Genomic DNA, 19,207 nt, shown 5'->3' on the forward strand with positions numbered 1-19,207 from the left:
TCAATATATCATAATTGAGGTAATGATGGCTCGTTTTCTGTTAAACTATGAAAAGATAGAAATGCGAATTCAGAAGGGAGCAACATCATAATGAGACAACCAACAGACCGCACTGTAATGCATAGTTATCCAGGAATGGTAGCGATTGTTACAACTCACTATAAGGAACAAGATAATGTCATGGCAGCGGGGTGGCATTCATACATTTCATTTGATCCCCCGATTTATGGTGTAGCAATTGGGCACGAACGCCATACATATAATATTGTAAAACAAGCTGGAACATTTGCGATTAATTTTCTCCCGATGGAAAAGGCTGAATTTATTCAACAATCCGGAGTTTATACAGGAAAAAATACCGATAAATTTTCACTCTGCGAAATGGGCTTTGACCGTGGTATTACAACCGACGCTCCGATTCTGCATGATGCTTACGTGGCTTATGAATGCCACACGATTGATGTAAATAAATACGGCGATCACGACTGGTTTGTAGGAGAAATGAAGAAGTTCTACCGGGATCCTGACTTATTCCAATCGGATGGACTTCCAGATGATGAAAAATTAACGATTCCGCTTTACCTCGGGCGTTCTGTTTACACTACAACAGGCGAACGAAAAGAGTTCCGAATCGATCAAGACTAGCGAGAAGAGGCGATTCCGCATGATTTTAATGATTGATCATAATGATTCGTTTACGTATACGATTGTTGATTATATAGAACAGTCAGGAAAAGAAGTAGAAGTTTTAAATGTCTCTGAACTAACATTGGACAAGGTCATTCAACGGAAACCAGAAGCAATTTTTCTTTCACCCGGGCCAGGAAACCCTAATGATTACTCCGTTACAATGGAAATCTTGCAGGCAACCTATCAAACCATACCAACATTCGGTGTTTGCTTAGGATTTCAAATGATTGTCCAAGTTTTTGGAGGAAAAATCGTTACTGCTCGTCAGCCAATGCACGGGAAAATAGCTCAGCTGACACATGATTCCAAAACGATATTTGAAGGTGCAAACTTGCCACTTCCCGTCACCCGTTACCACTCTTTGATTGCTGAGAAAGCGTCGGTTCCTCCGGCGTTGATTATTTCTGCAACAACTAACCTTGGAGAAGTCATGGCAGTTCGTCATCAAAAATTCTCGATAGAAGCTGTTCAATTTCATCCAGAAGCGATTTTAACGGAAGATGGATTAGCGATGATCAAACAATTTATAGAGTTATACGTTACCGAGAAAGTGAGCTGAAACAATGACGGATGTAAAATTGACCTTCCAATTCAAGCACCGGATGTTGCCAAATGAAGCGATGGAATTTACTAATCCTATTAAAATCTTAACCACAACAAAAGTGGAGGAGGTTCCTGAAATAATAGAATCGGCAGAAGCCTATCAAAAACAAGGCTATTATGTTGCTGGATATGTGAGTTATGAAGCTGCTGAGGCAATGATGCCGAACGTATCTTTTCATCAACCAAAAGAGCTCCCGCTTATTTGGTTTGCTGTATTTGAAGGGTATCATCAGCCAACGGGTAATCAAGCAACAACCTATGTATCTACCGAATGGAATCCTGATATTAATCGTGAGCAATTCAATCAGTCAATCGACGAGATCCATCGTTGTATAAAACAAGGAATCACGTATCAAGTCAATTACACATTCAGGCTGCGAACGATACTTGAACAAATAGATCGTGAAGCCTGGTTTTATCAACTAGCAGAAGCACAGCAAGCGAATTATGCGGCTTTTATTCAAACAGAGAGTCACGGCATTATTTCCGCCTCCCCTGAGTTGTTTTTTGCGTGGGAGGAATCCCTTATCGAAACGCGCCCGATGAAAGGGACCGCAAAAAGAGGGAAGACGTATGAACAGGACCAGCGTCAAATAGCATCCTTGAAAAACTCCGAAAAAGAACGTGCTGAAAATGTCATGATTGTAGATTTATTGAGAAATGATGTCGCGCGAATTGCGAAAACAGGGTCTGTAAAGGTGCCCAACTTATTTACGGTAGAAACGTATCCAACTGTCCATCAAATGACTTCAACGATTCAAGCGAAACCCAAGCCTAATACGAAGTTATGGCAAGTTTTTCAGGCGTTATTTCCCTGTGGATCAATTACTGGTGCGCCCAAAATGAGTACAATGAAAAAAATCTATGAACTTGAGACAAGTCCACGTGAAGTCTACTGCGGGGCAATAGGTGTATTGATGCCAGAAGGTAAAGCTGTATTCAATGTTCCGATTCGTACGGTGATTTATAACCGTGCTACACAAGAGGCTACATATGGTGTGGGTGGTGGAGTCACATGGGATTCCTCGGCGGAAGGTGAATTTGAGGAAACCGCCTCAAAAGCAAAAGTTTTAAATAAGCGTACGATTCCTTTTCAGTTACTCGAAACCATGCGAGTCAACGCACAAACGATTGATTATGAAAAAGAACATAAAAGCAGATTACTAGCTTCCGCCTATTACTTTCAAATACCAGTTACAGAGCAGGATGTAGATACAATTTTTCACAAAATCAAAGCGGAAACGAAATATGAGCGTTCTGTTAGATTATTAGTTGCACAGGACGGATCCTGGTCGTATCAAGAGAAAGAGAAGTCTCCATCTCGTAAGGATATTTTGAGGTTTTCCTTAGCAGAGAAACCCGTTGACGCAGAGGACATCTTTCTCTATCACAAAACAACAGAGCGCACGGTGTACAAAAATCGCCTAATCGCCGGTGTTGATGATACTTTGTTATACAACCGATCCGGGAAAATTACCGAATTCACAACAGGAAATCTAGCATATTTAAAAGAAGGTCGCTGGTACACTCCTCCTGTACAAGACGGATTATTAGCTGGGACCTATCGAGAGTTTTTGCTTAATGAAGGGAAACTCGAAGAACGGTCTTTACCATTAGATGAGTTAAATCAAGTGGAAGAAATAGCTTACTTTAATAGTGTTCGTGGGTGGATTTTAATTGAAAATTTAAAATAAAACAGCAATATGCTATGATTTGTGTACTAATGTAAGGATGAGATGAAGGTTTGGAGGCGAAGGTGATGATTGATTTAAGAAGTGATACAGTGACGAAACCGACGCAGTCGATGCGAGAAGCGGGGTACCATGCAGAAGTCGGCGATGATGTGTATGAAGAAGATCCAACCGTTACTATGTTAGAAAAAAAGACCGCTGAAATATTAGGAAAAGAAGCGGCACTTTTTGTAACAAGTGGGGTGCAAGGTAATCAAATTGCAGCTTTAACACATTGCCAACCAGGTAATGAAATCATTTTAGAGGAAAACTCACACCTGTTTTACTATGAAGGTGCTGCCATTTCAGCATTTGCTGGCGTGCAGCCCAGAACTATTAGAGGAACACGTGGGACGATGGCCTCAGCTGATGTAGAAGCGGCGATTCGACCAGAGGATGTCCATTTGCCGGAAACAGGCATGATTTGTGTGGAAAATACGCATAACCGTGCTGGAGGCGCAGTTGTTCCAGTGGAATCGATGAAAGAAGTAAAAGAAGTAGCAGATCGTCACAAAATACCAGTCCATCTAGATGGTGCAAGACTTTTCAACGCGGTTGCAGCAACTGGTATTTCCGCAAAAGAGTACGCCCAACACGTAGATACGGTACAAATTTGTTTATCAAAAGGCCTCGGTGCTCCTGTAGGTTCGATGATTGCTGGCTCAGAGTCGTTCATTAAACAAGCACGCAAATGGCGTAAACGTTTAGGTGGAGGGTTAAGGCAAGTAGGGGTTATTGCAGCTCCCGCATACATCGCTCTTACCGAAATGACGGAGCGACTAGTCCATGACCATGCCCACGCGAAACAATTAGAAGCTGGCATCCTCGATGTAGGGTTCGAAATAGCGGAGCGGGTGGATACAAATATTGTATTAATGGATGTGACCAGCACAAACGTCTCAGCAGCAGAGATGATTAACCTCCTAGATCAAGAAGGAGTAAAGGCTGTTGCATTCGGACCACAAACAGTGCGATTCGTCACGCATTACGATGTGGAAGAAATAGATATAGAAAGAACAATAAATATCTTAAAAAAGGTAAAAGATGTGGTATAATAGAAAAAAATGTCGGTAAATTACTTGGGGTGGATACGATGATGGATGTGAATTTTTTTCAAGCGATGATGCATTATCAACAAGCGATGGGACGTCAAAATGGCGTGTCGAATCATAATCAACTTGGTGGCATGAATGGAGACCAAAACTCTGCGAATGCATTTAGTGACCTGTTACAAATGCAATTAAACGGAGTGGGTAGTCATGCAGCAGCCCCGGTTAGTGCTTCGGGTTCCAATAGTAGTTGGGAATCTCTGTTCTTGCCAGGATCCGCACCACAGTACACACCAGCCTTTGAATCTGCACAGGAACAAACGATTAAACAGCTGCAAACGCAGCCTTCTGATTATGATTCTATTATTGATGAAGTTTCAAATCGTTACGGTGTAGACGGTGATTTAATTCGTTCGGTCATTCAAGTAGAATCTAACTTCGACCCATCCGTTGTAAGCCATGCCGGAGCAGAAGGCCTTATGCAGTTGATGCCTGGCACAGCCCAAGGATTGGGTGTAACAGATTCATTTGATCCAATGCAAAATATCGATGGTGGTACTCGCTTCTTAAAAGATATGATCGACCGCTATGACGGAGACATGGAATTGGCGCTTGCCGCTTATAACGCTGGACCAGGAAATGTAGATCGATACGGCGGCGTCCCTCCATTCGAAGAAACACAGAATTACATAAAGAAATTATTAGGATAACTAATAGAGAGTAGTTCCATTTTGAGTGGAGCTGCTTTTTATTTTTGTTTAGACAATTAAAGATGAAGATTATTTTGTGAGCGGTACGATGGGACGAAATTATATCCAGAAAAGTGACCACATATACTCGAGGCTTTAAAACCAACAATGCAGGAGATTTGCTATATAGATAAACTGATCGATCAATTAGCGAAAGGAAAAACGATGGGGAAGATTTTGCGAAAATAGAGGTTAACTGTGTAAATATTAAATTTTTTAGCAGTTTTAGATGCAAAATTAATCACTTTTCTTTAGTTAGGTAAAATTTCTAAGATATATTGTTTTCACAAAATGTGTAAAATTTAAAGTAACACGTTTTATGGAAAGGGGCATACAGTATAATTGTTTGAATATTTATATTGTATATGATATATTATGGCTATAATCAAATATTTAGAGAATGAACAAGGTGAGCAGCAAGCTTTTGATGAAATATCAAAAATTGCAGAAAAGGGTAAAGAATACCCATTATATGCTGAGTTAGCTTCATTTATTCTGCAAGGCTTGGATCTTTTAGAAGATGTTGGTGTTCCGCCAGATGGTGAACTTATACTAACAGGTAGGAATGCAAAAGACCATCTTAGGACATTTAAGATATACAAACCTCTCAAACATCACTCTCCGTTAATGGAATTTAGAATTAATTGGGAACAAATTGGTGCTTTTAGAGCTATTTTTTTCAGTATAGAAAAAGATGGAAAGGAAATACTATACTTCACAAGATCTTTGATTAAACAATCAACTAGTGATCCTGCTTTCGATAAAATTATTGAAGAAAGCGAATTGATGTTCAGGAAGTTTATGATAGATCAAAACAAAGGAGATTGATTCTAATGACTAAGAATCATGAGGATATAAAAAAGATTTTGAGTGAAGTTCCTGGTGCTCATGAACATATTATGAAACCATCCGTACAAAAAGGGAAATTATTAATAAAGCGTAGGATGGAGTTAGGGATGACGCAAAAAGAAGTGGTTGAAGCAATTAAGAAAAATGGTGGCTCGATCACGCAAGCGACACTCTCAAGAGCAGAGGGTGGAGATTCCGGAATAACAAATGGTACTTTTGATAAAATTGTTGAGATACTCGGTGGAGTGGAAGATATAAAAATGACTTTTAAGGATTTGCCCAAAAGACCAAAAGAAATAACTTATATGTAGTAATGAGGCTGGGACAGAAGTGTATGAAGCCATGAATATTCCGAACAAAGCAGATAAAAAGCGCAGTCTATTTCAGGAGCGAGTTAGTCGCACCGCCTTTTTATTGTTCGGATTTTCATATTAACACTTTGATTTGTCCCAGCCTCATTATTTGGTAAAAGCACTTTTGCAATCTTTTATGAACTGAATTGGTTTATTTAATTTAACACCTCTACCGCAACGCTTGCTCTAAATCCGCCCAAATATCCTCCCAAGCTTCTAAGCCACAGGAGATCCTTACTAATGAATCGGTAATTCCCATTTGCAAGCGACTTTCTTCTGGTACAACAGAGTGAGTCATGGTAGCAGGGTGTTGTATGAGTGTTTCCGTGTCACCAAGACTTACTGCTATTTTTATAAATGATAATCTGTTTAGGAATGCTTGTGCTTCCTTTTTCCCACCATCAAGTTCAAAGGCGATTACACCCGCGCCAAGTTTCATTTGCTTCTTGGCAATCTCATAGCTTGGATTTTCAGGGTCGAAAGGATAATGCACTGCCGTGATATTCTGGTGCTCCTTTAACTTTTCTACGATTTTTTCCGCGTTGGATGAATGTCGGTCCATCCTTACAGGCAACGTCTTTAATCCCCTAATTAATAGCCAAGCATCAAATGGTGAAATGGTTCCGCCAATATCTTTTTGAGTAGTCATAGCAACTTCTTCTATAAATTCCTGGCTGCCAACGACGATTCCAGCAATCACATCCCCATGTCCACCAATATATTTTGTGGCACTATGAATGACAATGTCACAGCCGAGATCGAGTGGTCGTTGTAAATAAGGGGAGGAAAAGGTATTGTCGACAACTACAGGAAGTTCAAATTCTTTTGCAACACGTGCAACCATTTCAAGGTCAATAATTTTCATCGTCGGATTAATCGGTGTTTCTACATAAATACAAGTCGTTTCAGGACGAATGGCCTCGCGTAATGATTCTTCGTTCTCCATAAAGCTGAAATCAGAGCTAATATTATATTTTGAGTGAAGCATTTCCAATAAGCCAAAGGTGCATCCATATAAACCTTGCGAACATAAAATATGGTCATTCGCTTTCGTTAAAGCAATAATTGTTGCTGAAACAGCGGCCATACCAGATGAAAAAGCCAGTGCAGCATCTCCGTTTTCAATAGCTGCCATTCGTTCTTCTAAGTTTTTAACAGTAGGATTGCCTAACCTGGAATAAATGTACCCATCTTGTTCCCCTGCAAAGCGTTGTTCCCCTTGCTCTGCACTATCGAATGTAAAAGTAGAAGTTTGATAGATTGGGGTAGCCAAACTATCGAAATGTTCCTTAGAGTCATATCCGTGATGAATGATTTCTGATTCAAATCGTTTGTTCATAAAAATCCCCCCTAAATAAATTTTCTCTCTATAAATTTAGTGTAACATAAATAATGAAAGCGCTTTCTTTTATTTTAATAGACGGGTAGAAAAAACTTTGTCGAGACTTGTCGTATTGGATAAAGCACGGTTATTCGTTCATGTTATAATAGAAAGAAAATAATGAGGAAAGTTCGTTCGCAAGTGAAAAGACTGAGGAAATTTAATGGAGGAGAAAATCATGGAAACTTTTTCGGATTACTTAGATACAATTGAAGAGCCGAAGCATCGAGAACGATTAGATGAAATATTAACATGGGTGAAGCAAACGTATCCTAATTTAGAACCAGTGATCAAGTGGAACACGCCAATGTTTGCCGATCACGGAACCTTTATCATTGGGATCGATAAAGCGAAACAACATATAAGTTTAGCACCAGAAGAAGTCGCAATGGTTCAATTCGCAGACGAAATCGAAAAGGCAGGGTATAGCTCTACCAAAGGATTATTCCGAATTAAATGGAACCAACCTGTAGATTACAATTTAATCGGAAGAATCATTGAGTATAATATGCAAGAAAAAGCCGAGTATAATAAATTTTGGAGATAATAAGTTTCTTCAACGTCAAAATACCCTCCTACTTATTAGGAGGGTATTTTTATTATGACACGCCTAAGAGTTCTCTATTATTTCTCTAGCTAACTCCTCGGCATCCCCTTCTCTGTCATCGGCTTCATAATACTGAATTAGATAATTAAGATCATCCACTTCGAAAGTGAGGTGGACGTAGTCTGAATCCTCTCCTTGAGGACCAAGGATGTGAACTTCATGCCCCTCAATTTCAATAACCTCTGCATTCTCACCCTCTCCATCAACTTCGCCTTCCAGAATAATTACAGAGGCAATCATTTCATCCATATATAAATCGCCATGAATGATTTCAATGAGAGGATTTGATTCTTCCCATTCTTCTTTGAAATTCTCATCAACCGGTTCTTCTAGAGAGTCATTATATTCAATAATGGCTCGCCAAGGTTCCCCTTTAATGACTTCCCCATCTTCCATATTTGTAGTATATTCAATGCGCACATTCCCAACTGGATAATCTAAATCAGGAATGTAAGGGTCAATCTCTAAATACTCATTTATCTCCCCTTTGATGTCTTCCGCTTCCGAAACACTTGTTTCTTCTTGGGCGCAACCTGCTAAAAAAAGAATCCCCACAATAAGTAATAAATATTTTTTCATACATATTCCCATCTCTAAATTGAATAAAAGTTCTTCTTATTAAGGGTGTTGCAGAAATGTACTTCTTAAAATTCTATTCCATAAATTTTCTTTATTGATAAAGATCTTCTGTTGTTTAGGTTAAGTATGTTTCGTCTATAAAGTTTGAGTTTTGTGCATATGGAGGGACATTCGAACATATCTTGATGATTTTCGCGTATAAGTCTTGGAGATTCGTCGTTATTTAAAAATTCTCGCGCATAACGTGTAAGAATGGTGCATAAGATCGTACTTTCGCACATTTACGATAGCTTTAGAATCTCAAACGCTCTTATCAAACGACTTTCAGACCAGCAACTCAAATAACTCGTTCATGATTACTATAAAATTCCCATTTTTTCTTTTCATTCTAACACAACAACTTAAATCCCAGTTGATTTATAATGAATTTTTTTCCTTATTTGTTATTTGTGTATGCCATTAATCATAGAAAAAGCACACCAAATGAATTTGATGTGCTTGACCTATGCGTGTGCATTTTTACGTAGATGCTTCATCCGTTCATAGGTATACAGAATTAAACCGATCCAAATCAACGTAAACGTAACCGCATGGACACTAGTGAAAGCTTCATCAAATAAAAATACTCCGAGTAAAAGCATAATCGTCGGTGCGAAATACTGTAAAAACCCAACCAATGAAAGCGGAATGCGTTTCGCTCCTTGGGCAAATAATAAAAGGGGGACAACGGTGACTAAACCTGCACCAATAAGTAAAAATCCTGTCCACGACATTCCAAGTGCTCCTACATTTACCCACTCTAAGTAGCTAATATATAACAATGCGATTGGCAGAATAATTAATGTTTCAATCGCAAGACCGAATATAGCATTTAACTGTACGACTTTCTTAAGCAATCCATAAACAGCAAACGACATTGCTAATACAAGTGCCACCCATGGAATGGAGCCAAACTGAATCGTCATAAACAACACACCAGTTAAGGCAAAGGCGATCGCAATCCACTGAATCCTAGAAAATTTCTCACCTAAAAAGAGAATGCCGAACAATATGCTTATTAAAGGATTTATGTAATACCCCAAACTGGCATCAAGGACATGGTTTGTATTAACTGCCCATATGTATGTGACCCAGTTGATACTAATCGCGATAGCCGCACCAGTAATTCCAAGACCTGTTCTCCAGTCTTTGAAAATAGATTTTAATTCTCCAGTAAATAGTCCCCATCTTTTTAAAGCTAAAATAAAAATGACCATAAATAAAAAGGACCAGACCATACGATGGGCGAGGATTTCCCAAGCAGGGACATGCTCAAGGATCTTCCAATATAACGGAAGGAAGCCCCAAATAATGTAAGCAAATGCAGCGTATATAGTCCCTAATTTTTCTTCATTCACTCGTTGCTCCCCCTCTCATGATGTATTTTAAAATATGTAAAGTACCAGAAAAGTTTAAGTGATTCTTCCATAGATTGCAATCATGTTGCTTAAATAGGTACATTTTCGGTTATGGTATAAAGAAGGGCTTACATTTGTTGTGAAGCCTAAGTTTCGATACACTTAAACTATTAAGGAAAAAGGGGCGTGATTTCAGATGGAAATTCATATAAAGGATGACGCAGCAAAATGGTTAATAGATGAAATGGATCTTGATAGCGGGGATGCTGTACGTTTTTTCCCGAAATACGGAGGGACTTCTGATTTTCAAGACGGATTTTCAGTTGCTATGGCAGTTGAACATGCCTCTAAACCCGTAGCAGAAGCGGAGCAAAGAAGTATTTCTTTTCAAATTGATGAACAGGACGAATGGTTCTTTAAAGAACAAGATTTGTATATAGGGTTAAAAGATGATGAAGTAGCTTTTAGTAATGAACCGATTGAGTAAAGAGGGATAAAAATGACTTGGACAAGAGAATCGGCGTTTGATTATTTAAAAGAAGTTTATAATGATGAAGTCATGCAACAAGAGAAGCGAAGAATCTTTAAACAATTGCATCGTCAGTTGTATGAACGCTTGGATGATTTAGCGATTAACCAGGCAATCAATGAACGAGCGGAGAAGCAATTGTATTTATTTAAGGAATTCACTTTCATGCCTGGGGATAATATTTTTCAATCGATGCGTTATTTATTCTTACTTGCTAGAGGAGAAGTAGAGCGCGACCGGGCAACGACGCGCCAGCACTTAGATCGTATCTATAATAGTTTGTTTAAAGCAGCTGGAATGCAGAACCCCATCATCCCAGAATCGTTTTGGGAAACGCCGCTTGGAGTAGCATGCACAGTGGCGGAAGAAGGAGTAGAAGCAATCTATCCAATGCTTGATGAAATGAAGGAAGCCTAGGTAACAAGAAGCACTCATTTAAAGATGGGTGCTTTTATTTTTGTTGTAGTTTGATGTTCATGAAATGTTATAGTTGATGAACATAAAATTATGTGTTTTAATATACATATAACATAACATTTAATAATCATTGAAAGAAGGGCTGGTATTATGAAATCAACTGTTATAGCTTCCCAAGTAATTGATTTCTTTGCGTTTTTATATAAAATCTCTAACATTCACGAAATAGAACAGGAAAATTATATCCGTGAAAAATTGGCAAATGATGACGTGGAAAAATGGATTAAGGAGATCTCCGAGTCATTAGGTCAACAAGACAAAAACGAGCTTGATCTATTTCTCCATACTGAATCACACATTGTTACGTTAATGTTCCCGGCAATTCATGAACAACAAGCACTGGACAATATTCCCAAAGCTATTGAAGTAATTAAAAATTTAACACCTGAGAAATTCCGGAAGCTATTGGAACCTAACGCTACAAATTCGGAAACTGCTTTAGAAAACTTAAACAATTTAAATATCCCTGATCCAGAGAAGTGGAAGTTAGTCTATTGCTATCAATTCCCTGAAGATACTATAAAGAGAATGGCACAGTTTCTTTCCAAGATGTATAAAGAAATCTATCAATCCTATGAAGAAAAATTGTTGGATCATAACTCTAAATATAGAGAAGAAATGAACAAGAACAAAGAGCATTTCTTATTAATGCTCCAAGATTATGAATTAATGGATGCCCAAACAGAGATCATTCTCGCTCCTTCTTACAGTTTAAATATAGGGCTTATGTACATGAGTTTAGGTGAAAATCTCTTTTTAGGCGTAGTCGGTGTTAAAAGGGAATCTGTAATGAATAATCAGCGCCAAGAACAGGAGCTACTTGAGATCTTAAAAATCATGACGGATGAACGACGTTTTCAAATCATGCGTTTGTTAAAGAAGCGGCCGCACTATGGGTTTGAACTAGCGCAAGAGCTTGGAGTATCAAACTCAACCATCACTCACCATATTAGTATTTTGCTGTCCCATCAGTTAGTAGAGTCTAGAAGAGATGAGAACAGAGTTTATTATTCCACGAATACAGAGGAAATGAAAACAGTCTTAGCTCAGTTAGAGACGTTATTTTCATAAAGAAATGAATGTAGAGGAGCGGTCATCATGACTGATCAATCGTCGGAACTTCAGCCGATCATAAAAAACAAACGCTTTATTTTATTTTTCATTACGTTTTTAGCTTCTAGTTTAAGTGTGTCTTTCTTCTTATTCACTGTGAATTGGTATGTCGTTGACGGCTTGGAACTCGAGGCAATGCTTGGACTTGTTTTTTTTGCAAGCTCTGTTCCACGTTTAGTGTTCATGTTGTTAGGAGGCGCCATTGCAGACCGGGTGAATAAAGCGAGCATCATGTTTCTGTCTGATTTCACCAAAGCGTTACTCTTAATTGGGGTTGTCATCTTACTGATTGTCGGTGTTTTGAATATTTGGGTGTTAGTTGGTCTCGCCTTTTTATTTGGTTTATTAGATGCATTCTTTTGGCCGGCAAGTAATTCACTATTTCCAAGTTTAGTCGACCGCTCACAACTAACTCGAGCAAACTCCATCATACAAACAACGCAACGTTTTTCTGTAATTATTGGACCAGTCATTGCTGGTGCAGTGATTGGATTTGGTAGTTATGAAGTAATGTTCGGGCTCGTCAGTTTAATGCTTTTGGTTGCAGCAGTTGTCGACGTTTACTTAAAACGTGCGACGACAATAGAGGTGATGGACGAAGAGGAACCATCTACTGTTTGGCAGTCGATTACCTCTGGATTCCGGTATGTAAAAGAATCACCATTTCTTCTTACACTGATGATGACGTCCGTATCGATTAATTTATTTATAAGCGGTCCGTTACAAGTTGGACTGCCAATCTTTGCTCGTAATATTTTAGATGGAGATGAATTCACGTACAGTATATTAAGTGGAACATCTGGAGTAGGGATGCTCATTGGCTCAGTTACAATTGGAATTTTAAACGTAAGAAACAAGCGCGGGGTCGTGGCTATTGTTGGCATCGTGTTTTTAAGTATCTTCTTTGTAGCTTTTAGTCTATCGGGTGTTTTATGGTTGAGCATGTTATTTGTAGGGTTAATTGGAATCACTTTATCTGTGATTGATATTCCGCTCATATCTGCCATTCAGGCCCATACAGAAGAGAAATTTATTGGAAGAATCATGAGCTTACTAGCTTTCGCCTCCATTGGTCTGGTGCCTGTATCCTATTTATTAACCACTTCATTCATTTCACTCGGATTTGATATCAATGAAATTATGCTCGTATCATCGCTTTGTTTACTTGTGGTTGGGTTTACTGTGCTTCTGTTTGCGAAATCTTTAAGAACGATTGATTAAGGGATAATAGAGCTATTAACCGCTAAAACTATACAGTAGCGCTTATCTAATATATAATGACTAAGGCAGTAATTTTAATAACAGAAATGGAGCGGCTCTTATGCAACAACTAAAAGATATACGTAACATCGCGATTATCGCGCACGTTGACCACGGAAAGACGACGTTGGTTGACCAAATGCTACACTATTCAGGGACATTCCGTGATAACGAACATGTGGATGATCGTGCGATGGATACGGATGACTTAGAGAAAGAACGCGGGATTACGATCCTTGCGAAAAACACAGCGATCAATTATGAAGATACACGTGTGAATATTTTAGATACACCTGGTCACGCAGATTTCGGTGGCGAAGTAGAACGTATCATGAAAATGGTAGACGGAGTACTTCTAGTCGTTGATGCGTATGAAGGTTGTATGCCTCAAACGCGCTTTGTTTTAAAGAAGGCGCTTGAGCAAAACTTAAAACCAATGGTCGTTCTTAATAAAATTGATCGTCCAAATGCCCGTCCAGCAGAAGTAGTAGATGAAGTATTAGACTTATTTATTGAACTAGGTGCGGATGATGAGCAATTAGAATTCCCAGTAGTTTATGCTTCGGCTCTACAAGGTACTTCAGGTGATGAGGCAGACGAGCAAACAGAAACGATGGATCCAATTTTTAAAGCTATTTTGAAGAACATCCCAGCTCCAAAGCAGGATATCGAAGGTTCTTTACAGTTCCAAGTAACTTTACTTGATTATAATGACTATGTTGGTCGTATCGGTGTAGGTCGTATTTATCGTGGCCGAATGAAGGTAGGCGATCAAGTAGCAGTTATGAAGAAAGATGGTTCGGTTAAAAACCAACGTATTACCAAATTATTTGGTTTTATTGGACTGAAGCGTACGGAAATTGAAGAAGCACAAGCTGGTGACATTGTAGCGCTTGCTGGACTAGAAGATCTAAACGTAGGGGAAACAGTTTGTGACGTGAATGATCACGATCCATTACCAATCCCACGTATTGATGAACCAACACTTCAAATGAAGTTTGTTGTAAACAATAGCCCGTTCGCTGGGAAAGAAGGAAAGTATATCACTTCACGCCGAATCGAAGAACGTTTATTAACGCAACTTGAAACGGATGTAAGTTTACGTGTCGAACCAACAGAATCTCCTGATGCATGGACGGTTTCTGGTCGTGGTGAATTACACTTGTCTATTTTAATTGAGAACATGCGTCGTGAAGGCTATGAGCTACAAATCTCTAAGCCTCAAGTTATTATCAAAGAAATCGATGGCGTAAAATGTGAGCCATACGAGCGTGTTCAAATCGACGTTCCAGAAGATTATACTGGTACAGTTATGGAATCGCTTGGGGAACGTAAAGGTGAAATGCTAGATATGGCTAACCAAGGGAACGGTCAAGTTCGAATTGAATTCAAAGTACCTTCTCGTGGTTTAATCGGGTATTCAACAGAGTTCATGACTCAAACACGTGGTTATGGAATTCTAAACCACACATTTGAAGAGTATGGACCAATTGCTCAAGGGCAAGTTGGTGGTCGTCGTCAAGGTGTGCTTGTATCTCAAGAAAAAGGAAAAGCGACGAACTACAGTATCCTAGCATTAGAGGATCGTGGTGTCATCTTTATTGAACCTACTACAGATGTATACGAAGGTATGATTGTAGGAGAACACAACCGTGACAATGACTTAACTGTTAATATCACAAAAGAAAAAGCACTAACAAACGTTCGTTCCGCTAATAAAGATAATACAACGACGTTAAAAGGTACTCGTAAACTTACTTTAGAAGAAGCGATTGAGTATCTTAATGATGATGAATATTGTGAAGTAACACCTGATTCGATCCGCTTACGTAAGAAAATTTTAAATAAGAGTGAGCGCGAGCGTTCTCAGAAAAAAGCTAAGTTATAAATATATATCCTCATGTTCTGTGAAAGCAGGGTATGGGGATTTTTTTATGTAGGAAAACGTTCAAGTTATGCGAGCGCTCTTTTAACATATATAAAATATAAGTTGTATTTTGAATTTTTTGAAATTATAATTGTAGGTAATTATAATCATAAAATGGGTGGTTGGGGGGGTGGGTGTTTGATTTCAGTTGAGACAGAAATAGAAGAAGCTTTGGATCAAGCGAACGGAATCATTAAGAAGAATCCAAATGAAAGTTATGTGCTAGGGAAGAAAGCTTTAAAAATGGCTCGAGAGCATGGTTATGGTGAAGAAGAGGGACAAGCACTCTTAGTCTTAGCATTCGCCTGTCGTTCGATGACAGAGATGCAAGAATCATTCCAGTTTGCGCAAGAAGCAGTAACTATTTTTAAAAACATCGAACACCAAAGTGGGTTAGCCTCTGCTTATAATATAATTGGAATCGTTTATTTTTATAGTGCCATGTACGAAAAATCGTTAGAGTATTTCTTAAGAGGATTACATTTACTCGAGAAAACTGATGATGAAGCAACCATCAGTCGTGTAAAAAATAATTTAGGAGAGGTATATCGTGAAGCAGGTTACTATGAAGAGGCGCTTCAAGCGTATGAAGAAGCATTATTAATATGTGAAAGACACCAATTAATTACGAACAAAGCAGTTATATTAGAAAATATGGGAGAAGTATTTTTCACGCTGAATCATTTAGATTCAAGCTACGATTATTTTTACGAAAGCTATACCCTTTTATTAGAAAGAGAAGATCAGGTACCATTAGCAGAAGTGGAAAACAAAATAGGGAAAGTGTATTTTGCAAATGGGGATTATGAATCCGCTCTTCATTTTTATAAAAAGGCTTTGACACGGTTAAAAGAAGTTAATAATAAATTTTACTCTATAGACATATTGGTCAATCTCGCTTTATATGAAAAACAAACAGACCAGTCGAACTATTTAGATTACATTTACCAAGCTATTGGTTATGCGGAGGATATACAGGCGAGAAAACACCTTCTCCGGTTATATCATATATTATCGAATCACTATGAGGAGCAAAATCAGTTCGATTTAGCACTTGATTATTATAAGAAGTATCACCATGTGGAACTAGAAATAGAATCAGCCATCATTGCTCAAAAACTAGAGATTAGTAAGCTTGAACTTCAGCAAGTCCAAGCAGGAAAAGATGCCGAGGAAATGACAAAGGCAAATCAGAAGTTGAAAGACGAAATAGCCGTCCATAAACAGATGTTGGATGACTTAGAAAAAACGAATGAAAGTTTAAGTGGAGCTGTATATCAAGATGAACTGACCAGGCTTGCTAATAGAAGAGGGATACACGAACACTTAAATACGCTTTGGAAAGAGGGGCAGCAAGATTCCAAAAAAATTGCTTTCTTTATGCTCGATATCGATTTTTTTAAAAGATACAATGACTTTCACGGGCACATTGAAGGAGATCGCTGTCTGAAGCAGGTTGCGGAGTGTTTAAAGAACGTATTCAAACCTTATAAAGGTCTTACGGGTAGATTTGGTGGAGAGGAATTCGTCTGTTTAGTAGAGGACCTTTCTTTTCAAGATGCTGAAGAAATAGCTGAAAAAGCTAGAAATGAAATTGAAGAACTACCTCTTTGCTATAAGTGGGAAGGAGAATTTTATCCGGTCACCATTAGTATTGGTGGGACTTTTGGAGAAGTTAAACAATTTAATCACATGGGACAATTGTATGAGTTAGCAGATCTTGAACTGTATAGAGCGAAAGAAAGTGGAAGGAACCAGGTGCAATTGAAGGGAAAATAAAGAAAGCTTTTGGCTTAGTAAAAGTGGCCAAAAGCTTTCTTTATATGTTTAAGGAAAGTACAAAAATAGAGCAACAAAAAAACCGGCACAAGGCCGGTTTTTAAGATCGAATAATTATTCGATTGTTGCTTCGTGTAACTGGAAGATTCCTAATGGGTCTACAGAGAAACCAGAAACTTCATCACTAACACCAGTTAGGTAAGTTTGGTGGTTCAAGTAAGCCATTGGTGCCAATTCAGTTAATAATTCTTGTGCTTCAGAGTAAATTTCTTGACGTGCTTCTGGATCAGCCTCACGACGACCAGCATCAAGTAGTTCGTCTAGCTCGTCATTCTCTAGGAATGAACGGTCACCAGTAGAACCTACAGCACTAGAATGGAATAATGCATATAGACCGTAGTCCGCATCAGCAGTTACTGTAGACCAACCAAGGATGAACATGTCATGCTCTCCGTTAGCTGTACGGTCTAAGTAAGCACCCCACTCAAGTTCTTCAACTTCAACATCAATGTTGTACTCGCCAAGGATAGATTGAACGTATAGCGCAGTATCAACACGACGCTCGTTATCATTTGTCCAGATTGTAGTTTCGAAACCATCAGCGTAGCCAGCTTCTTCTAGAAGTTCTTGAGCACGCTCAGGATCGTGACCTAAACCATCAACATTTTCATCATAACCGAATACGTCTGGAGCAAGTGGCCCAATTGCAGGGATACCATTACCATCGTAAATTCCGTCAATAATTTCTTCTTGATTAATTAATAAGTTAACAGCTTGACGTACACGCTCATCATCAAATGGCTCTGATTGAACGTTGAAACCTACGTAGTTTAAGCTTACTGAGTCTTGCATATTTACGCTTACTCCGTCAGTTCCATCTACACGGTCTACGTTATCAGGACCAACATCTTGAATGATGTGAGAGTTACCAGTTTCAAGTTCTGCAATACGAGCAGATGTTTCTGGAACAACTTTGAATGAGATTGCATCAGCCGCAGCTGCTTCGCCCCAGTAATCATCATAACGAGAAAGTGTTAGACGTTCACCAGAAATACGCTCATCTACTTCAAAGTAACCAGTACCGGCAGCATTTTGAGCAACGTATTGCCCAATGTACTCACCAACTGCTCCAACAGCTTCATTGAATTCTTCTGCTTCTGCAGACTCTTCTTCAGCGCCTTCAGCAGCATCAGCTAATTCTTGTACTTCTTCTTCTGTGTAACCAGATTCTTCATATGCTTGTGCATAGTCTTCTTCAATAACATCCATACTCATCATTCCACCAGCATCGTGTGCAAGGTGTGAAAGTAGAGGAGCGAATGGATATTCAGTAGTTATGTGTAGTTCATAGTCACCAACTACTTCAACATCTGTAATCATTTCGTAAAGGAATGCACGCTCAGAAGCAACAACTGGATCTAAAATACGATCTAAGTTAGCTTTTGCAACTTCAGCTGTGAATTCTGAACCATCATGGAAAGTTACGCCTTCACGAAGTGTGAATGACCAAGTAGTTTCATCTACTTCTTCCCAATCTGTTGCTAAACCTTCAACGATTTCTAAGTCTTCGTTCTGACCAACTAATGTATCGTAAATATTAGAACGAGCATTAGATGATGGAACATCGTTAGAACCGTGTGGGTCTAGTGACACTACATCAGATGGTACTGCAATTACAAGATGGTTACCTTCTGTATCGAAGTCTGCATCTCCTTCAGCTTCACCTTCTGCGTCATCTTCTTCTGTACCTTCTTCATCATCAGTGTCTGAATCAGTATCAGTTTCTGTTGTATCTTCGCCGTCGTCGTCTCCGCCTTCCGGATCAACGTCGTCGTCGCTGGCACACGCTGCTAATACTAAAACGAATGAAAGCATTAGAGCGAAAAGCCATAACAATTTGTTTGACTTCATGTTGTGTTACCCCCTTAAAATAGTTAAAAGTTATTGAACCCTATCTTGTTTATTCGCAAGAAAGGAACTCAATATTAAATATATATTACATTTCGTTTTTTATCAAGTTAAAATTTTCTCAATAATCTTTACAAAAGGTATGTAAATATTTCCTATTAATAGTCATCTATAAAGTAGTATTATAGAATAGATAACAATACGGTTAAATAATCAAATTTTAATAA

18 protein-coding genes and 1 pseudogene are annotated in these 19,207 nt (G+C 38.7%); 15 read left to right on the forward strand and 4 right to left on the reverse strand.

What is annotated here, in order from left to right:
* Positions 1-90 precede the first annotated feature (90 nt).
* The 8 genes and pseudogenes from G532_RS15320 to G532_RS0112635 all read left to right on the forward strand — a co-directional run bounded on the left by G532_RS15320 (position 91) and on the right by G532_RS0112635 (position 5,981).
* The gene (locus tag G532_RS15320; RefSeq protein ID WP_035513025.1) at positions 91-645 is read left to right on the forward strand and encodes a flavin reductase family protein; all 555 of its coding nucleotides are present in this window, start codon (positions 91-93) and stop codon (positions 643-645) included.
* Between the two features lie 19 nt (positions 646-664).
* Positions 665-1,249 (forward strand): anthranilate synthase component II, encoded by a 585-nt coding sequence (locus G532_RS0112610; protein ID WP_027965114.1) that lies wholly within the window; start codon positions 665-667, stop codon positions 1,247-1,249.
* Positions 1,250-1,253: 4 nt separating this feature from the next.
* Positions 1,254-2,987: an aminodeoxychorismate synthase component I gene (pabB, locus tag G532_RS0112615; RefSeq protein ID WP_027965115.1), complete on the forward strand. Its 1,734-nt coding sequence runs from the start codon at positions 1,254-1,256 to the stop codon at positions 2,985-2,987.
* A 65-nt stretch (positions 2,988-3,052) separates the two neighbouring features.
* Positions 3,053-4,078: a threonine aldolase family protein gene (locus tag G532_RS0112620; protein ID WP_027965116.1), complete on the forward strand. Its 1,026-nt coding sequence runs from the start codon at positions 3,053-3,055 to the stop codon at positions 4,076-4,078.
* Between the two features lie 41 nt (positions 4,079-4,119).
* Positions 4,120-4,782: a lytic transglycosylase domain-containing protein gene (locus G532_RS0112625; protein ID WP_051189177.1), complete on the forward strand. Its 663-nt coding sequence runs from the start codon at positions 4,120-4,122 to the stop codon at positions 4,780-4,782.
* Between the two features lie 138 nt (positions 4,783-4,920).
* A pseudogene (locus G532_RS15915) lies at positions 4,921-5,010 on the forward strand (DUF2200 family protein); the annotation flags it as partial.
* A gap of 186 nt (positions 5,011-5,196) precedes the next feature.
* The gene (locus G532_RS0112630) at positions 5,197-5,649 is read left to right on the forward strand and encodes a hypothetical protein (RefSeq protein ID WP_027965118.1); all 453 of its coding nucleotides are present in this window, start codon (positions 5,197-5,199) and stop codon (positions 5,647-5,649) included.
* A gap of 5 nt (positions 5,650-5,654) precedes the next feature.
* The gene (locus G532_RS0112635; RefSeq protein ID WP_027965119.1) at positions 5,655-5,981 is read left to right on the forward strand and encodes a helix-turn-helix domain-containing protein; all 327 of its coding nucleotides are present in this window, start codon (positions 5,655-5,657) and stop codon (positions 5,979-5,981) included.
* 211 nt (positions 5,982-6,192) lie between these two features.
* Here the strand turns inward: G532_RS0112635 and megL are convergent, their stop codons facing one another.
* Positions 6,193-7,362 (reverse strand): methionine gamma-lyase, encoded by a 1,170-nt coding sequence (megL, locus tag G532_RS0112640; protein WP_027965120.1) that lies wholly within the window; start codon positions 7,360-7,362, stop codon positions 6,193-6,195.
* A gap of 220 nt (positions 7,363-7,582) precedes the next feature.
* Here megL and G532_RS0112645 point away from each other — a divergent pair, with 220 nt between their 5' ends.
* Positions 7,583-7,951, forward strand: a complete 369-nt coding sequence (locus G532_RS0112645; RefSeq protein WP_027965121.1) for an iron chaperone — start codon at positions 7,583-7,585, stop codon at positions 7,949-7,951.
* A gap of 63 nt (positions 7,952-8,014) precedes the next feature.
* Here the strand turns inward: G532_RS0112645 and G532_RS0112650 are convergent, their stop codons facing one another.
* Positions 8,015-8,590, reverse strand: a complete 576-nt coding sequence (locus tag G532_RS0112650) for a membrane lipoprotein lipid attachment site-containing protein (protein ID WP_027965122.1) — start codon at positions 8,588-8,590, stop codon at positions 8,015-8,017.
* Between the two features lie 503 nt (positions 8,591-9,093).
* The gene (rarD, locus tag G532_RS0112655; protein ID WP_027965123.1) at positions 9,094-9,987 is read right to left on the reverse strand and encodes an EamA family transporter RarD; all 894 of its coding nucleotides are present in this window, start codon (positions 9,985-9,987) and stop codon (positions 9,094-9,096) included.
* Positions 9,988-10,183: 196 nt separating this feature from the next.
* Between rarD and G532_RS0112660 the strand changes: the two genes are divergently transcribed.
* The 6 genes from G532_RS0112660 (at position 10,184) to G532_RS0112685 (ending at position 17,072) form a co-directional block, all read left to right on the forward strand.
* Positions 10,184-10,474: a HesB/YadR/YfhF family protein gene (locus tag G532_RS0112660; protein ID WP_027965124.1), complete on the forward strand. Its 291-nt coding sequence runs from the start codon at positions 10,184-10,186 to the stop codon at positions 10,472-10,474.
* Between the two features lie 12 nt (positions 10,475-10,486).
* Positions 10,487-10,933, forward strand: a complete 447-nt coding sequence (locus G532_RS0112665) for a hypothetical protein (protein WP_027965125.1) — start codon at positions 10,487-10,489, stop codon at positions 10,931-10,933.
* Between the two features lie 150 nt (positions 10,934-11,083).
* The gene (locus tag G532_RS0112670; protein ID WP_027965126.1) at positions 11,084-12,064 is read left to right on the forward strand and encodes an ArsR/SmtB family transcription factor; all 981 of its coding nucleotides are present in this window, start codon (positions 11,084-11,086) and stop codon (positions 12,062-12,064) included.
* 27 nt (positions 12,065-12,091) lie between these two features.
* Positions 12,092-13,327, forward strand: coding sequence for an MFS transporter (locus G532_RS0112675; protein WP_035513026.1), 1,236 nt, complete (start codon positions 12,092-12,094; stop codon positions 13,325-13,327).
* Between the two features lie 100 nt (positions 13,328-13,427).
* On the forward strand, positions 13,428-15,254 hold the full coding sequence (gene typA / locus G532_RS0112680) for a translational GTPase TypA (RefSeq protein ID WP_027965128.1): 1,827 nt from the start codon (positions 13,428-13,430) through the stop codon (positions 15,252-15,254).
* A 177-nt stretch (positions 15,255-15,431) separates the two neighbouring features.
* The gene (locus G532_RS0112685; RefSeq protein WP_027965129.1) at positions 15,432-17,072 is read left to right on the forward strand and encodes a tetratricopeptide repeat-containing diguanylate cyclase; all 1,641 of its coding nucleotides are present in this window, start codon (positions 15,432-15,434) and stop codon (positions 17,070-17,072) included.
* A gap of 114 nt (positions 17,073-17,186) precedes the next feature.
* Here G532_RS0112685 and G532_RS0112690 read toward each other — a convergent pair whose 3' ends face one another.
* Positions 17,187-18,983, reverse strand: a complete 1,797-nt coding sequence (locus G532_RS0112690) for a glutathione ABC transporter substrate-binding protein (RefSeq protein WP_027965130.1) — start codon at positions 18,981-18,983, stop codon at positions 17,187-17,189.
* Positions 18,984-19,207 lie beyond the last annotated feature (224 nt).

This window comes from Halalkalibacillus halophilus DSM 18494 (assembly GCF_000423105.1).
Classification (GTDB): domain Bacteria; phylum Bacillota; class Bacilli; order Bacillales; family Alkalibacillaceae; genus Halalkalibacillus; species Halalkalibacillus halophilus.

Excerpts from the sequence above, each read along its gene's own strand:
- G532_RS15320 (WP_035513025.1), top strand. The coding sequence starts at position 91 with ATGAGACAACCAACAGACCGCACTGTAATGCATAGTTATCCAGGAATG.
- G532_RS0112610 (WP_027965114.1), top strand. The coding sequence starts at position 665 with ATGATTTTAATGATTGATCATAATGATTCGTTTACGTATACGATTGTT.
- pabB (WP_027965115.1), top strand. The coding sequence starts at position 1,254 with ATGACGGATGTAAAATTGACCTTCCAATTCAAGCACCGGATGTTGCCA.
- G532_RS0112620 (WP_027965116.1), top strand. The coding sequence starts at position 3,053 with ATGATTGATTTAAGAAGTGATACAGTGACGAAACCGACGCAGTCGATG.
- G532_RS0112625 (WP_051189177.1), top strand. The coding sequence starts at position 4,120 with ATGGATGTGAATTTTTTTCAAGCGATGATGCATTATCAACAAGCGATG.
- G532_RS0112630 (WP_027965118.1), top strand. The coding sequence starts at position 5,197 with ATGGCTATAATCAAATATTTAGAGAATGAACAAGGTGAGCAGCAAGCT.
- G532_RS0112635 (WP_027965119.1), top strand. The coding sequence starts at position 5,655 with ATGACTAAGAATCATGAGGATATAAAAAAGATTTTGAGTGAAGTTCCT.
- megL (WP_027965120.1), bottom strand. The coding sequence starts at position 7,362 with ATGAACAAACGATTTGAATCAGAAATCATTCATCACGGATATGACTCT.
- G532_RS0112645 (WP_027965121.1), top strand. The coding sequence starts at position 7,583 with ATGGAAACTTTTTCGGATTACTTAGATACAATTGAAGAGCCGAAGCAT.
- G532_RS0112650 (WP_027965122.1), bottom strand. The coding sequence starts at position 8,590 with ATGAAAAAATATTTATTACTTATTGTGGGGATTCTTTTTTTAGCAGGT.
- G532_RS0112660 (WP_027965124.1), top strand. The coding sequence starts at position 10,184 with ATGGAAATTCATATAAAGGATGACGCAGCAAAATGGTTAATAGATGAA.
- G532_RS0112665 (WP_027965125.1), top strand. The coding sequence starts at position 10,487 with ATGACTTGGACAAGAGAATCGGCGTTTGATTATTTAAAAGAAGTTTAT.
- G532_RS0112670 (WP_027965126.1), top strand. The coding sequence starts at position 11,084 with ATGAAATCAACTGTTATAGCTTCCCAAGTAATTGATTTCTTTGCGTTT.
- G532_RS0112675 (WP_035513026.1), top strand. The coding sequence starts at position 12,092 with ATGACTGATCAATCGTCGGAACTTCAGCCGATCATAAAAAACAAACGC.
- typA (WP_027965128.1), top strand. The coding sequence starts at position 13,428 with ATGCAACAACTAAAAGATATACGTAACATCGCGATTATCGCGCACGTT.
- G532_RS0112690 (WP_027965130.1), bottom strand. The coding sequence starts at position 18,983 with ATGAAGTCAAACAAATTGTTATGGCTTTTCGCTCTAATGCTTTCATTC.